Origin of the sequence: Streptomyces sp. NPDC047002, from assembly GCF_040704505.1 — a bacterium.
Lineage (GTDB): Bacteria > Actinomycetota > Actinomycetes > Streptomycetales > Streptomycetaceae > Streptomyces.
Window position 1 is genome coordinate 1 of sequence record NZ_JBEYWC010000001.1, and the last position, 13,853, is coordinate 13,853.

At 73.0% G+C, this 13,853-nt stretch carries 12 protein-coding genes; 5 read left to right on the forward strand and 7 right to left on the reverse strand.

Annotation, left to right across the window (positions count from 1 at the left end; all coding sequences use genetic code 11):
• Positions 1–144 precede the first annotated feature (144 nt).
• From AB0910_RS00005 to AB0910_RS00030, 6 genes are all read right to left on the reverse strand, one after another.
• Entirely contained in the window at positions 145–804 is a 660-nt protein-coding gene (locus AB0910_RS00005) for an ABC transporter permease subunit (RefSeq protein ID WP_366742163.1), read from the reverse strand.
• A 1-nt stretch (position 805) separates the two neighbouring features.
• Positions 806–1,873 (reverse strand): methionine ABC transporter ATP-binding protein, encoded by a 1,068-nt coding sequence (locus AB0910_RS00010; protein ID WP_366742164.1) that lies wholly within the window; start codon positions 1,871–1,873, stop codon positions 806–808.
• 34 nt (positions 1,874–1,907) lie between these two features.
• On the reverse strand, positions 1,908–2,861 hold the full coding sequence (locus tag AB0910_RS00015; protein WP_366742165.1) for a MetQ/NlpA family ABC transporter substrate-binding protein: 954 nt from the start codon (positions 2,859–2,861) through the stop codon (positions 1,908–1,910).
• A 393-nt stretch (positions 2,862–3,254) separates the two neighbouring features.
• Entirely contained in the window at positions 3,255–5,456 is a 2,202-nt protein-coding gene (locus AB0910_RS00020) for an ABC transporter ATP-binding protein (RefSeq protein WP_366742166.1), read from the reverse strand.
• Positions 5,453–6,373, reverse strand: coding sequence for an ABC transporter permease (locus AB0910_RS00025; RefSeq protein ID WP_366742167.1), 921 nt, complete (start codon positions 6,371–6,373; stop codon positions 5,453–5,455). Before AB0910_RS00025 ends, AB0910_RS00020 begins: the two co-directional genes overlap by 4 nt.
• 20 nt (positions 6,374–6,393) lie before the next feature.
• The gene (locus tag AB0910_RS00030; protein WP_366742168.1) at positions 6,394–7,374 is read right to left on the reverse strand and encodes an ABC transporter permease; all 981 of its coding nucleotides are present in this window, start codon (positions 7,372–7,374) and stop codon (positions 6,394–6,396) included.
• Positions 7,375–7,555: 181 nt separating this feature from the next.
• Here AB0910_RS00030 and AB0910_RS00035 point away from each other — a divergent pair, with 181 nt between their 5' ends.
• Entirely contained in the window at positions 7,556–9,250 is a 1,695-nt protein-coding gene (locus AB0910_RS00035; protein ID WP_366742169.1) for an ABC transporter family substrate-binding protein, read from the forward strand.
• Positions 9,251–9,271: 21 nt separating this feature from the next.
• Here the strand turns inward: AB0910_RS00035 and AB0910_RS00040 are convergent, their stop codons facing one another.
• The gene (locus AB0910_RS00040; RefSeq protein ID WP_366742170.1) at positions 9,272–10,330 is read right to left on the reverse strand and encodes an aldo/keto reductase; all 1,059 of its coding nucleotides are present in this window, start codon (positions 10,328–10,330) and stop codon (positions 9,272–9,274) included.
• Positions 10,331–10,882: 552 nt separating this feature from the next.
• Between AB0910_RS00040 and AB0910_RS00045 the strand changes: the two genes are divergently transcribed.
• The 4 genes from AB0910_RS00045 (at position 10,883) to AB0910_RS00060 (ending at position 13,762) form a co-directional block, all read left to right on the forward strand.
• Positions 10,883–11,272 (forward strand): helix-turn-helix domain-containing protein, encoded by a 390-nt coding sequence (locus AB0910_RS00045; RefSeq protein ID WP_366742171.1) that lies wholly within the window; start codon positions 10,883–10,885, stop codon positions 11,270–11,272.
• Positions 11,273–12,090: 818 nt separating this feature from the next.
• Complete coding sequence (locus AB0910_RS00050; RefSeq protein ID WP_366742172.1) at positions 12,091–12,996, forward strand: isocitrate lyase/PEP mutase family protein; 906 nt, start codon at positions 12,091–12,093, stop codon at positions 12,994–12,996.
• The gene (locus AB0910_RS00055) at positions 12,993–13,250 is read left to right on the forward strand and encodes a hypothetical protein (RefSeq protein ID WP_366742173.1); all 258 of its coding nucleotides are present in this window, start codon (positions 12,993–12,995) and stop codon (positions 13,248–13,250) included. The genes AB0910_RS00050 and AB0910_RS00055 overlap by 4 nt, the downstream gene beginning before the upstream one ends.
• A gap of 137 nt (positions 13,251–13,387) precedes the next feature.
• Positions 13,388–13,762 (forward strand): DUF779 domain-containing protein, encoded by a 375-nt coding sequence (locus AB0910_RS00060; RefSeq protein WP_366742174.1) that lies wholly within the window; start codon positions 13,388–13,390, stop codon positions 13,760–13,762.
• Positions 13,763–13,853: the final 91 nt, after the last annotated feature.

Sequence of the window (13,853 nt, forward strand, 5' to 3'; positions counted from 1 at the left end):
GCCCGGAGGGCGGGGTCGGGGTGGTCCGGTGCGTGCGATCGCAAGGCGGAGGAGTGAGTCGACGCGGAGCGTCGGCGATCGACGACAACGCCGCGAGCGTGCGTGCCGGACCACCCCGACCAGACGGGCTTTTGAAGACACGACCTAGCGGCGCAGGGCGCGGCGGGCGAGCCGGTTGCCGAGGAACTGGCCGGCCTGGACGATCACCACGATCGTGGCGACGGTGATGTACACGACGGGCCAGTTGTACCGCTGGGACCCGTAGGTGATCGCGAAGTCCCCGAGCCCGCCGCCGCCGAACAGACCTGCCTGCGCGGACATGTCGACCACGGCGACGAAGATGAACGTGTAGCCGAGGATGATCGGCCCGAGCGCCTCGGGGACCAGGACGGTCACCAGGATGCCGATCCGTCGCGCGCCGGCCGCCCTGGCCGCCTCGACCACTCCGGGGTCCACCGTCAGCATGCTCTGTTCGACGATGCGGCTCACGGCGAAGGCCGCCGCGAGCGACAGCGCGAAGGTGACCGCGTCGGTGCCGATCGTGGTACCGATGGTGTGCAGCATGAGCGGCTGAATGGCCGTCAGGAAGATCACGAACGGCACCGGCCGCACCACGTTCACCACGATGTTGGCCGCGACGAAGACCACGCGGTTGCCGAACAGGTTCCCCGGCCTCGTCGCGTACAGCAGCAGGCCGAGCGCCAGCCCGAGCACACCGCCCGCGGCCACGGAGACGAGCACGATGTAGAAGGTCTGCCGGATCGCCTCCCGGTAGACCGACAGGTTGGCGACGAACTCGTGCATGTCAGGAATCCTCCTCGGTGATCTCGAACCCGTCGGCGCGCAGCCCCGCGAGCGCCGCGCCGACGGCCGCGCCGTCGCCGACGAGTTCGAACGTCAGGCTGCCGACGGGCCGTTCCTGGATCTCCCCGATGCCGCCGAAGACGATCTCGGCGGCGACCCCGTGGTCGAGGAAGACCCTGGCGAGGTCGGTCTGGAAGCCGGTGCGGTCCCGCACCCTGACGGAGACGATCCGCCCCGGGTGCCGCTGCCGCAGCCGCGCCAGGGTCGCGGCGGAGGGCCGCTCGCGCAGGGCCGCGCCCACCAGGCGTGCGGCCGCCTCGGTCTGCGGACGGGCGAACACGTCGTAGACCGTGCCCTGTTCGACGATCCGGCCGGCGTCGAGCACGGCCACCCGGTCGGCGGCCGCGCGGATCACGTCCAGCTCGTGCGTGATCATCACGACGGTGACGCCGAGGGTGCGGTTGACCCGCCGCAGCAGCCCGAGCACCTCGGCCGTCGTGCCCGCGTCGAGTGCGCTGGTCGCCTCGTCCACCAGCAGCAGGGAGGGCTCGGTGGCCAGGGCGCGGGCGATGCCGACCCGCTGCTTCTGCCCGCCCGACAGCTGCTCGGGGTGGTCGTGGGCGCGCCCGAGCAGCCCCACGAAGTCCAGCAGGGCGGCAACCCTGCGGTCGCGTTCCGCCCGCGCCACCCCCGCGACCTTCAGCGGGTAGGCGACATTGCCCGCCACCGTCCTCGACCTGAAGAGGTTGAACTGCTGGAACACCATCCCGATGTCGCGCCGCACCTGTCCGCGCTCACGCTCGCCGAGCGCGGTGAGGTCGTGGTCGCCCACCCGCACCGTCCCGGACGTCGGGCTCTCCAGGCCGTTGATGAGCCGCACCAGTGTGCTCTTGCCCGCGCCCGACTGGCCGATGATCCCGAAGACCTCACCCCTGCGGATCTCCGCGTTCACGCCGTCGAGCGCGACGAACGGGGCGGCGCGCCCCTTCCTGCCGGGGAACGTCTTGCGCACGTCCTCCAGCCGGACATGGACCTCGTCGGGCCGTCCGGCCGGCTCGCTGCCGGTCATCTCTCTCCCCTCTGCTCCCTCCCCTCGGACACGGCTACTTCTTCGCCGCCCTTGCCTGCTTCTCGACGGTGGCGAGCTCCGCCTGCAGCCGCCCGGGCGACACCGTGCGGAAGACCGCAGTGCCGCTGTTGGCCTTCTGCACGCCCTTCTGGACGGCCGGGTCCTGGTAGAGGGCGGCCAGTTTGCGGTACTCGGGGTCGTCCTTGTCGGCCGCGCGGGCGGCGAAGACGTTGACGTACGGGGCGGCGATGGCGCTCGACGGGTCGTCCTGGAAGACGGCGGCGGAGCGGGGCAGCTTCGCGCTGGTCGCGTAGTTGTCGTTCACCACGGCAGCGGCCACCGAGCCGCTCTGCAACGCGCCCGCCGTCTGGGACGCGTCCAGTGTGACGACGTCGACCTTGTGGGCGGTGATGTCCGAGGTGGCGGAGAAGGCGGTGCCGCCGTCCTTGAGGGTGATCAGCTTGGCGGCCTGGAGCACGAGCAGTCCCCGCGCCTCGTTGATCGCGTCGTTGGGGATCGCGACCTTGGCACCCGCCGGGAGAGCCGACGGTGTGCGGTACTTGAGCGAGTAGAGCGGCAGCGGGTAGACGGCGGTCGCGCCGACCGGTTGCAGGTCGTCGTGCGCCGTGACGTTGTAGTTCGCCAGGTACTGGATGTGCTGGAACTCGTTGAGGTCGAGGCGTTTCTCCTTGAGCGCCGGGTTGGGCTGGCTGTAGTCGGTGAAGTTGACGAACTTCACAGTGACGCCGAGCTTCTTGCGGGCGAGGGACGCGTAGGTCTTCCAGTACGGCTGGGACCCGTCGGTGACACCGATGGTGACGGTCTTGCCGTCGGAGCCGCCGCCCGAGGAGAGCACCAGGCCGACGACGACCGCGGCGACCACCACCACGGCGGCGGCGGCGGACCAGAGGACGCGGCGGCGGTTGCGGTGACGGGGCGGCAGCTTCGGTTCGTTGGACGGCGGTCCGTCTTCGTGGGACGCGGGCATGACAATACCTCCGGATGGCCGCGCGCGGGCGCGGCCGAGCGGTCGTGGTGTGCGGTCTTGTGCGGCGAGGAGAGGGCGGCGCGAAGCGTCGGTGTGACACCGAGGGGAGGGGGAGGGCGGAACGCCGGGGATTGCGTGCGCGGGTCCCGGCGCATCATGAGGGCGCCTCACGTCAACGGCAGTGGCGGCGGCCCTCGTTCCGGCAGCCGGCCCGCGGGACGGGATGGCTTGTCACCGGGAGGCCGCGGGGCTGCCCGTCAGTGACAGAGGCAGCTGGCGACGCGCGCGTAGTCGATCACACGTCGACTCGTCAGCAGCACGGGGTCCATGCGCAACACCCTAACAGCACCGCGGGGCTCGTCGCACCGGGCCCGGTGGGGTCCCGCTCGGCGCTCACACCACCGCACGCGCGCGGGGGTGGTGGCAGGCCGCCACCTGGTCCGTGCCGTGGGGTGCGAGGGGCGGTACGGCGCTGACGCAGGGCTCGCGGTCCGCGCTCCCCAGCGCGGCGAAGACGGGGCAGCGCCCCCGGAAGCGGCAGCCGGACGCGCGGTGTGCGGGGCTCGGCGGGTCGCCCGCCAGCAGGATCCGCCGCCTGGTGCGCTCGCGCGGTGGGTCGGGCAGCGGGACGGCGGAGAGCAGCGCCTGCGTGTAGGGGTGGCGCGGGGCGGTGAAGACCTCCGCGACCGAGCCCGCCTCGACGGTCCTGCCGAGGTACATCACACTGACCCGGTCGGCGATGTGCCGCACGACGGACAGGTCGTGCGAGACGAAGAGGTAGGCGAGGCCGAGCCGGTGTTTGAGCTGCTGGAGCAGGCCGAGTATGCCCGCCTGGATCGACACGTCGAGCGCCGAGACCGGCTCGTCGAGCACGAGCAGCCGGGGTTCGACGGACAACGCCCGTGCGATGGCGATGCGTTGGCGCTGGCCGCCGGAGAACTCGTGTGGGAAGCGGGTGGCGTGGGCCGCGTCGAGGCCGACGAGGGCGAGCAGTTCGGGGATGCGGCGGGCGACGGCCGCGCGGCCCGCGCCCTGGGCGCGCAGCGGTTCCGCGACGATGTCCCCTACGGGCATCCGCGGGTCGAGGCTGGCGAGCGGGTCCTGGAAGACGATCTGCACACGGGAGCGCAGCCGTGCGGCCTCCCGGCGGCCGAGGCGCGCGGTGGACCTGCCGAGGATCTCCACCTCGCCCCGCTCGGGCGGTGCGAGCCCGAGGATCTCGTAGAGCGTCGTGGACTTGCCCGAGCCGGACTCACCGACGAGGCCGAGCGTCTCCCCCGCGCGGATGTCGAGTTCGACGCCGTCGACGGCGTGGACCGTGCCGGTGCGGCGCCTGAAGACCGTGCCGCGGTAGAGGGGGAAGGACCTGGCGAGGTCGCGTACGCGCAGCACGGGCTCTCCCGGCGGCGCGGAGTGGGGCGCGGGCGCGGGGAGTTCGGGCAGCGGGAAGACGTCAGCCGGCGCGGGCCGCCGGGCGGCGAGCTCGCCCGCCCTTACGCAGGCGGCGAGATGGGCCGGGTCCGCCACGGCCGACAGCGCGGGCTCCGCACTGCGGCACGCCTCCTCGGCGAGCGGGCAGCGCGGCGCGAAGGGGCAGCCGGGCGGGAGCGCGTACATCGCGGGCGGTGTGCCGGGGACGGGCACGAGGGCGGGCCGCGCGGTCCCGCCCCTCTCCGCGGCCCCGGACCCGTCCGCGGTCCCACCCCTCTCCGCGGACCCGGCCCGCGGATGAGCGGTTCCGGTACCGTCCGCGCCTTCGGTCCCGCCCGCGGTACCGGCCTCCTCGACGGTCCCGGCCCGCGGCGCGCCCCCGGGCCCCGCGCCGTCGAGCCGGGGCACGGCGCCGATCAGGCCGAGTGTGTACGGCATGACGGGGCGGGCGTAGAGGTCGTCGACCGGCGCGCTCTCCACGATCCGGCCCGCGTACATCACGGCGACCCGGTCGGCGGTCCCCGCGACCACTCCGAGGTCGTGGCTGACGAGGACCATGGCGGCGCCGGTCTCCCGCCGCACGGTGCGCAGCACGTCGAGTACCTGGGCCTGGATGGTGACGTCGAGCGCGGTGGTGGGCTCGTCGGCGAGGATGACGTCGGGGTCGTTGGCGACGGCCATGGCGATCATGGCGCGCTGGCGCATGCCGCCGGAGAACTCGTGCGGGAACGCGCGGGCGCGCAGCCGGGGTTCCGGTACGCCGACCAGGTCGAGGAGTTCGACGGCGCGCCGCTGGGCCGCGGCCTTCGGCACGGGGTGGTGTGCCCTGATCGCCTCGGCGATCTGGTCGCCGATGCGGTAGACCGGTGTGAAGGCGGAGAGCGGGTCCTGGAAGACCATCGCGATGCGCCGGCCCCGTACGGTGTCGAGGGTGCGCTCGGGGGCGCCGAGGAGTTCCGCTCCGTCCAGCAGCACGGAGCCCGTCGTACGGGCCGAGCGCGGCAGCAGGCCGAGCACGGCGAGCGCGGTGGCGGACTTGCCCGAGCCCGACTCGCCGACGATGCCGAGGACTTCGCCGCGGTGCAGGTCGAAGCCGACGCCTCGGACGGCGGGTGTGCCGCCGAAGTCGACGGTGAGGTCCCGCACGCGGAGCACCGGGGTCATGGTCTGCCCTTTCCCGAGGTCGGGTCGAGCGCGTCGCGCAGCCCGTCGCCGATGAGGTTGACCGCGAGCACGAAGACCACGAGCAGCCCGGCCGCGAAGAAGAACATCCAGGGGTAGGTCACGGCCGCGCTCGTGCCGTCCGCGATGAGTGTGCCCAGTGACACGTCGGGCGGCTGGACGCCGAAGCCGAAGTAGGACAGGGCGGTCTCGCTCATCACGGCGCCGCCGACCGCGAGGGTCGCGTCGATGATCAGGAAGGAGGCGACGTTCGGCAGGATGTGCCGCAGGATGATCCGCACGGGGTGGACGCCCATGTAACGCGCGGCGCGCACGAATTCGCGTTCGCCCAGCGAGCGGGTCATGGAGCGGACGACCCGTGCGGTGACCATCCAGGCGAAGAGGGCGAGCAGCGCGGCGAGGGCGAGCCAGCCTGCCGCCCTCAGCCGGGGCGCGACGATCGCGATGACCAGGAAGCCGGGGAAGACGAGCAGCAGGTCGACGAGGAACATCAGGCAGCGGTCGGTCCAGCCGCCGAAGTAGCCCGCGCACGCCCCGGCCGCGGCGGCGAGCGCGGTGGAGAGGCAGCCCACGAGGAACCCGATGAGCAGTGACTTCTGCAGGCCGCGCACGGTCTGCGCGAACACGTCCTGGCCGATCCTGTTGGTGCCGAACCAGTGGGCGCCGGACGGGGGTTCGCGCAGCGCGGTGTAGTCGATACCGGAGTAACCCCAGGGGGTGAGGTGCGGCCCCGCGAAGGCGAGGACGAACATCAGCGCCACCACCGCGAGGCCCGCGACGGCGCTCCGCCTGGCGAGGAAGCGGCGCAGCACGAGCCGGCCCCTGCCGGGCAGTGCGGCGGTGGTGCCCGGCGCGTCGAGCGCGGTGTCGGCGGCGGCCGCTGCGATCTCTGCCGTCATGGCGTCGGATCTCTCCTCTTTCAGGCGCGGACGCGCGGGTCGAGTGCCGCGTGCAGGACGTCGGCGAGGAAGCCCGAGAGCAGGACGACGACGGCGGCGAAGGCGGAGACCGCGGTCACGGAGTTGACGTCGTTCTTGCCGATGGACTCGACGAGCCACTCCCCCATGCCGTGCCAGCCGAAGATCATCTCGGTGAAGATGGCGCCGGTGAACAGGGCGAGGAAGCCGTAGGAGAAGTACGTCGACATCGGGATGAGCGCGGTGCGCAGCCCGTGCCTGAGCAGGGTGGCGCGGCGGCTGAGCCCCTTGGCGCGCGCGGTGCGCAGATAGTCGGCGCCGAGCACGTCGAGCATGGTGTTGCGCTGGTAGCGGCTGTACGAGGCGGCGGTGACGAGCCCGATGGAGAGCGTCGGCAGCAGCAGGTGGACGCCGCGGTCGCGGAGGGTCGCGAGGAGGCCGCCGTGGAGGTCGGGGTCCTTCTCGCCGGTGAACTTGACCAGGTCGAAGCCGAGGGCGGCGTTGAGCCTGATCGCGCCGATCTTGAGCAGGACCGCGAGCAGGAACGTGGGGAGGGAGAGCAGCAGGAAGGAGAGCAGGGTGACGGCGCGGTCGGACGGCCGGTACTGGCGCACCGCCGTCCAGGCGCCTGCGAGCGTCCCCGCGACGGTGCCGATGGCCGTGCCGGCGATCAGCAGCCGCAGGCTGACGCCCACCCTGCGGCCGAGTTCGGCGGAGACGGGCGCGTCGTCGATGGTGCGGCCCAGGTCGCCGGTGAGCGCACCGGTGAGCCAGTGCCACAGCCGCAGGCCGAGTGCGGTGCGGTCGTCCACGCCGAGTGCGGTGAGGTGGGCGTCGACCGCGGCGGGCGGCGGGACCGGGTGGCGGTCGGCGAAGTAGGCGCGCGGGTCGAGCACCGTGGACGCGAGGAGGTAGGAGAGGCAGACGGCGACCAGCAGCAGCACCGCGTAGTAGCCGAGCCTCCTGCCCAGATAGGCCGTCACATGCGTTCCTCTCCCCCGGTGTCGACGGTGCTGCCGATCTTCGTGTCGCAGTATTGCAGCAATATGAAGAGAACATGTCAGATCTCGCGGGCCGCTCACTCGCCGCCGGTACGGACCTACGATGCCGCTCGCGGGCACCCCGCGCCCGCCGTCCTGCCCTGAACTGCCGGAGGTTGCCCCCATGTTCAAACCCCTGAGAGCCGTCGCCCGCGCGGCCGCCGCCCTCGCGGCCGCCCTGGTGCTCTCGGCGTGCGGTGGTTCGCCGGACGACGGGCACGACGGCGCCGGGAGGGGAGCGGCCCCGGCGGTGGGCGCGCAGGGGATCAACCCCCAGCCCGCCGCGAACGTGCGGCAGGGCGGCACACTGAAGCTGTCGACCCAGACCTGGATCACGCAGTACAACGAGTACCAGGTGGACGGCACCAACGGGGACGCCTCGGCCATCCTCGAACAGGTCGAGCCGGTGCTGATGCCCAAGGACGCCAAGGGCGTTCCGCACCCGGACCCGGCCTATCTGCGCTCGGCCGCGGTCACCTCGACGTCGCCGCAGGTGGTGACGTACGAGCTCAACCCGAAGGCGTCCTGGTCCGACGGCACCCGGATGAGCTACCGCGACTTCGCCGCGGTGTGGCGCGCGCTCGACGGGCACGACGACGCGTACCTGGTGGCGGACAGCAGCGGCTACGACCAGATCTCCGGTGTGGCCCGCGGCAAGGACGACCAGGAGGTGAAGGTCACCTTCGGCACGCCGTACGCGGACTGGCAGCGGCTGTTCCGGGTGCTGCTGCCCGCCGGGACCATCGACACACCGGACAAGTTCAACAAGGGCTGGATCCAGCGCATCCCGGTCACCGGGGCCGCCTGGCGGATCAAGTCCATCGACAGGACGGCGGAGACCGTCACCACCGTGCCCGACCCCCGCTGGTGGGGCACGCGGCCCAAGCTGGACACCATCACCTGGCGGGCGCTCGACCAGCCGGCCGACACCGAGGCGTACCTGAACAACGAGATCGACGAGACGCCCGCGATCCTGCCCGAGGACTACCAGCGCCTGGTGAAGGCCCCGAAGACCGACATCAGACGCGGCGCACGCTGGGACGAGGTGCACATCTCCCTGAGCTCACGCGGTCCGCTGGCGGACGTCCGGGTGCGCCAGGCGGTGGACCTGGCCACCGACCGCAAGGGCATCGTCGCGGCGTTCGCCAAGGACCTCGACATCCCGGTCACCACACTGAACAGCCACTTCTTCATGCCCAACCAGGCGGGCTACCAGGACACCGCCGGCCGGTGGGGCCGCTTCGACCTGCCCGGCGCGCGCAAGCTGCTCGACCAGGCGGGCTGGCGGGAGGCCGGCCCCGGCAAGCCCCGCACCAGGAACGGCCGGACGCTGACCCTGCGGTACGTGATCAGCTCGGGCTCCGCCTCCTCGGCGGTGGACCAGGCGCAGATCGTGCAGCAGCAGCTCGGGCAGGCCGGTATCCAGGTCGTCATCCAACGGGTCCCGCAGACCGACTACTTCACCAAGTTCGTCAACCGCGGCGCCTTCGACCTGACGAGCTTCCGCAATGTCGACCAGGTCTTCCCCTCGCAGCTGTTCTCGACGTTCCAGCAGCCCGAGGGGGCGCAGAGCTACCTCAACTACGGGCGGATCGGCTCCTCGGAGATCGACAAGCTGATGACCGAGGCGTCGCGCACCACCGACACCGCCAGGTCCGACCGGCTGTACAACGAGGCCGACCGGTTGATCTGGGCCGAGGGCCACTCGATCGAGCTGTACCAGCGCCCGCAGATCCTCGCGGTGCGCAAGGGCCTGGCGAATTTCGGCGCGAGCGGCCTCGGCGACTGGGACTTCACGGCCATGGGCTGGCAGAAGTAGGACGCGTGCCCCGCCGTGAGGTCAGGCGACGGGGTGGACGGGGGTGCGGAAGCGTGCCGGGTCGGTGCCGAGGACGCGCGGCAGGGAGTCGGCGATGAGCTGGTGCGGCTGGCCCAGGGGCACGCGGCTGACGGCGTCGAGCCGGTCGTAGTGCTCGGGGTCGAGCCGTACGTCGAGCGCGGCGAGGTAGTCGTCGAGCTGGGCCAGGGTGCGCGGTCCGATGACGGGGACGAGGGGTGTGGCGGCGCGGGCGGCGAACGCGCGCACCCACGCGACGGCGACCTGCGCCGCGGGCAGGCCGGTCTTCGCCGCGACGTCGAGCACGGCGTCGACCACGGCGGTCTTGTACCCGCTGTCCTCCTTCTGGAGGACGAAGCCCGCCCAGTCGGTGAGGCGCCCCTGGCTGCCGGTGCGGTACTTGCCGGTGAGCAGGCCGCCGCCGAGCGGGGACCACAGCGCGCCGCCGAGCCCGAGGGCCTCGGCCATCGGCAGGATCTCGCGGTCGGCGGTCCGCTCCACCAGGCTGTACTCGAACTGGACGCCGACGAGGGGCGTGCTGCCGCGGACCTCGGCGAGTGCGGCGGCCCTGGCGGTGCGCCAGGCGGGGAAGTTGGAGAACCCCGCGTGGAGGATCTTGCCCTGCCGGGTCAGGTCGTCCAGGCTCCTGACGATCTCGTCGGTCGGGGTGACCGTGTCGGGCAGATGCACCCAGAGCAGGTCGATGCGGTCGGTCCGCAGCCGCCTAAGGCTGTCCTCCACGGCCCTGCGCATCTTCGCGCGGCTGTTCCCGACGCCGAGCGTGCCCGGCTCGCCGCCCGTGCCGAAGGCGAACTTCGTGGCGAGGGTGAAGCGGTCGCGCCGGCCCGTGAGGACGTCGCCGAGGATCTCCTCGGCCTCCCCGGCCTGGTAGCTCTCGGCCGCGTCGATGAAGGTGCCGCCCGCGTCGGCGAAGCGGTCGACGATCCTGCGGGCCTCCTCCGGCTCGGTGCCGGGCAGGGCGCGGTTGCCGAATGTGCCGGCGCCGAGGGCGACCTCGGAGACGCGAAGACCGGTGGTGCGGCCGAAGGTCGTGTACTGCATGGCGTTCTCCAGGGGGATGCGGTGCGGAAGGGGTGTCGGATGCGGAGGGGGCGGGGGGGGGCGGCGCGCGGAGCCGGCGTCGCCTGTCTGTGCCGGGCGACGCCGCCCGCGGGCGCGGTAGGCGCGGCGCGGTCAGCGCGCCCGGTGCGGCCGGGGCGCTCGCGTTCGGGCCGGGAGGCAGGCGGCCCGGATCGCGCCGGCGGTGTTCCGGGCGCAGGGGCGCGGCTTCCTGTCGACGTCGAGGGGCGCGAGGGCGCGGGGGTCTTGCGCGGTGGCCACGACGCGGTGACCGCGGGCGGCCGGTTCCGCGGCGAGCGCCCGGCCGACGCCGTCGGAGGCGCCGGTGACGGGGATCGATGTCATGGCTGTGCCGTCCCTTGCGTCACGAGGAGGTCTCCCGGGGCGCGGGATCCACCGCGCCACGTGAGTCCGGTTTTCGAACTGACTCGACGCGCCCCACCATACCCAAGCGAGTTCGAAAAGCGAATCGACACGTCGGGGGCGCCGCGGCGGTACCCCCGCAGGGCTCCGCGCCGGAGCTACCATGACGGGGTGAGTCAGAAAAACGAATCGGTTGGGCCACGGGCGCCCCGAGTCTGCTCCATCGCCGACGCGCTCGACGTCGTGGGAGAGCGCTGGAGCCTGCTCGTGGTCAGGGAGCTGGGTTTCGGCGTCCACCGGTTCAAGGACATCCAGATCAACACCGGCGCTCCCCGGGAGACGCTCGCGGCGCGGCTGCGCAAGCTGGAGGAGGCCGGCGTCATCGAACGCCGGCAGTACTGCGACCGCCCTCCGCGCGACGAGTACGTGCTCACCGCGTCAGGCCGCGACCTCGTTCCCGTCCTCGTCGCGCTGCGCGTCTGGGGCGAGCGGCACGCCGGCGCGGGGGCCGCGGCCGGGGCGGACGGCGCGTCCGGGGGCCGCGGTCAGGCCCTGCCGTAGACGCGGTGCGGCCGCACGAGGACGGCCGCGCGGCGGTCGGCGGCCATCCACCCTGTCGTATGCGTCCCAGTCGTCATGGGTGCCGCCGGCGGCCGTGTAGACCGCGCGGAGCAGCGGAGCAGCAGCCGCACGCCTTCGGCGTCGAAGGCCGGATGCGGGTCGTCGGGCCCACGACCTCGGCCGCCCCCCGACGGTCGCCCAGTCCCACCCCGATCGCACGGTGGCGCTCAGCACGGGTCGCGCCGTGAGGCTGGCCGGCTTGACCTTTCCGTACGTCACGAACGCGACGGCGTCCGCTCCGGTGACCGGGTGGCTCAGCACGGCGAGAACCGACCCGCTCCCGCGCGCTCCCGCCGGCCGAAGGCCTCCCCACGGCCCACCCGGGCCGGCGGCGGACCTGCAGGAGTACCACGCGCTCGGCGTTGACGAGTTCACCATGTCGAGTCATTCCCGCATGGAGGAGGCACAGGGGTTCGGCGGGGCGCCCTGCCGCGGCTCGCGCGTGCGGGCAGGCGGCCGCACGCCGCGCGCTCGGCGGGTGAACAGCCCGCCGACGCGGCGCCGTTCGCGGCGAAGGTCCGGCCGTAGGGGCGCCGGCGGGCCCGGCCGGATCCTGCCGGAGCCGCCCTGCCGCCCCGCACGTGCACAGGCGGCCCGCGCGCCCGCACCCGTGAGGAGGCGCGGCGCCGTGACTGTATAGATGTGCGCATGCCCGCATGGGATTGCGCACTCCGTCCCCGCGGGCACACCCCCTGACAGGGACCCGGCCGGTCCCCCACCGCCCCCGACCGCCCGCCGGTCCGGGGAGAGGAGCCACCATGCCCTACGGAAGCACGCTCCGGGACGAGATCAGGTCTCCCGGGACGACCCCGCTCATCGGCATCCACGACATGCACTCGGCCTCGGTCGCCGCCCAGCACTACGACGGCTTCTTCGTCTCCGGCTTCGGCTTCGCCGCCTCCCACTACGGCCTGCCGGACATCGGGTTCATCGCCTGGCCCGACATGGCCGCGTTCGTGGAGCGGCTCCGGCTCGCCTTCCCCGCCCACCATCTGCTGGTCGACATCGACGACGGCTATGTCGACCCGGAGGTCGCCTGCCACATGGTGCAGCGCCTGGAGCGCGCGGGCGCCTCCGGCGTCATCCTTGAGGACCAGAAGCGGCCCCGGCGGTGCGGGCACGCGGACGGCAAGCTGATCCTGCCCCTCGACGAGTACCTGGAGAAGCTGAACCTCGTCCTGGAGAGCCGCCGCGACCTGGTCGTCGTGGCCCGCACCGACGCCACGGAGGACGAGGAGATCCTGCGCAGGGCGCGGGCGCTCGCCGGGACCGACGCGGACGTGGTGCTCGTGGACGGCGTCCGCAGCGTCGAGTGGCTCCACCGCATCCGCCAGGCGATCGGCGACAAGCCGCTGCTGTTCAACCAGATCGCCGGCGGCAAGTCGCCGCGCCTCTCGCTCTCCGAACTGGCGGACCTCGGCTGCCAGGTGGCGATCTACAGCACGCCGTGCCTGTTCGCCGCCCACAGCGCGGTCGACGCGGCGCTCACCCGCCTCAAGAAGGACGACGGCCGGCTGCCCGACTCCTCCGCACCCGGCTCCGTGGGCGTGCGCACCGTGACAGAACTGCTGGAGAAGAACATCAGCAGGCACCACCCGGTGGCGCAGGCGGCCGCGGTCTCCCCGGACGGGGTGGCCCGGGCGCGCCGTAGCATGCGGGCATGAGTGAGCCCGTAGACGACATGCCGTCCCCCGCTCTGCGGGAGGCCGCGCGTACCCCCGAGTTCTGGCGTGACCGGATTGTCGACCGGGTGTCCGCGGATCCCGATGTGAGCGGCGCGGAGCTGTTCCGTACCTTCGAGAAGGTGTACCGGCGCCGCATCGCCCGCGAGATCGAGGAGCGGGGGCCGGCCGACGCTGCCGGGGTCGCGGCGGCGCTGCGCTCGGGCGGGATCGGGAAGCTGGCCGACCGGGCCTGACCGCGGGTGTGGGCCGCGGGGAGGGCCGGTCGGCGCCTTCGGGCGGGTGGGGATCGGTGCGTGCCGGTGCCTGGACCGGGGCGGCGTGGTCCTGGACAATCGGTGGTGTTCCGCCCGTCCGGGAGTGAGGCGGCATCATGGATCAGCAGAAGACGGCGAGCGGGGTCCCCCTGGTGGACGTGACGCCCGCCGCCGCGGACCTCATCAGGCGGCTGCGCGAGGAGCACGGGCCGCTGATGTTCCACCAGTCGGGCGGCTGCTGCGACGGCAGCGCGCCGATGTGCTTCCCCGCGGGGGAGTTCCGCACCGGCGGCTCCGACGTCCTGCTCCAGTCGCTGGAGGTCGAGGGCGTCGCCGAGGCCGTGCCGTTCTGGATGTCGGCGAGCCAGTACGAGCTCTGGCGGCACACGCGGCTGATCGTGGACGTGGTGCCCGGGCGCGGCAGCGGCTTCTCGTTGGAGGCGCCGGAGGGCGTCCGGTTCCTCATCAGGTCACGGGTGATCGGCACCTGAGGGGCCGTGCGCCGTCCGCGCGCCGGGCGCGTGGGACCGCGCGCCGCCCACGGCCCGGTGGACGCGTACACCGCGCGCGGCCGCAGGGGGC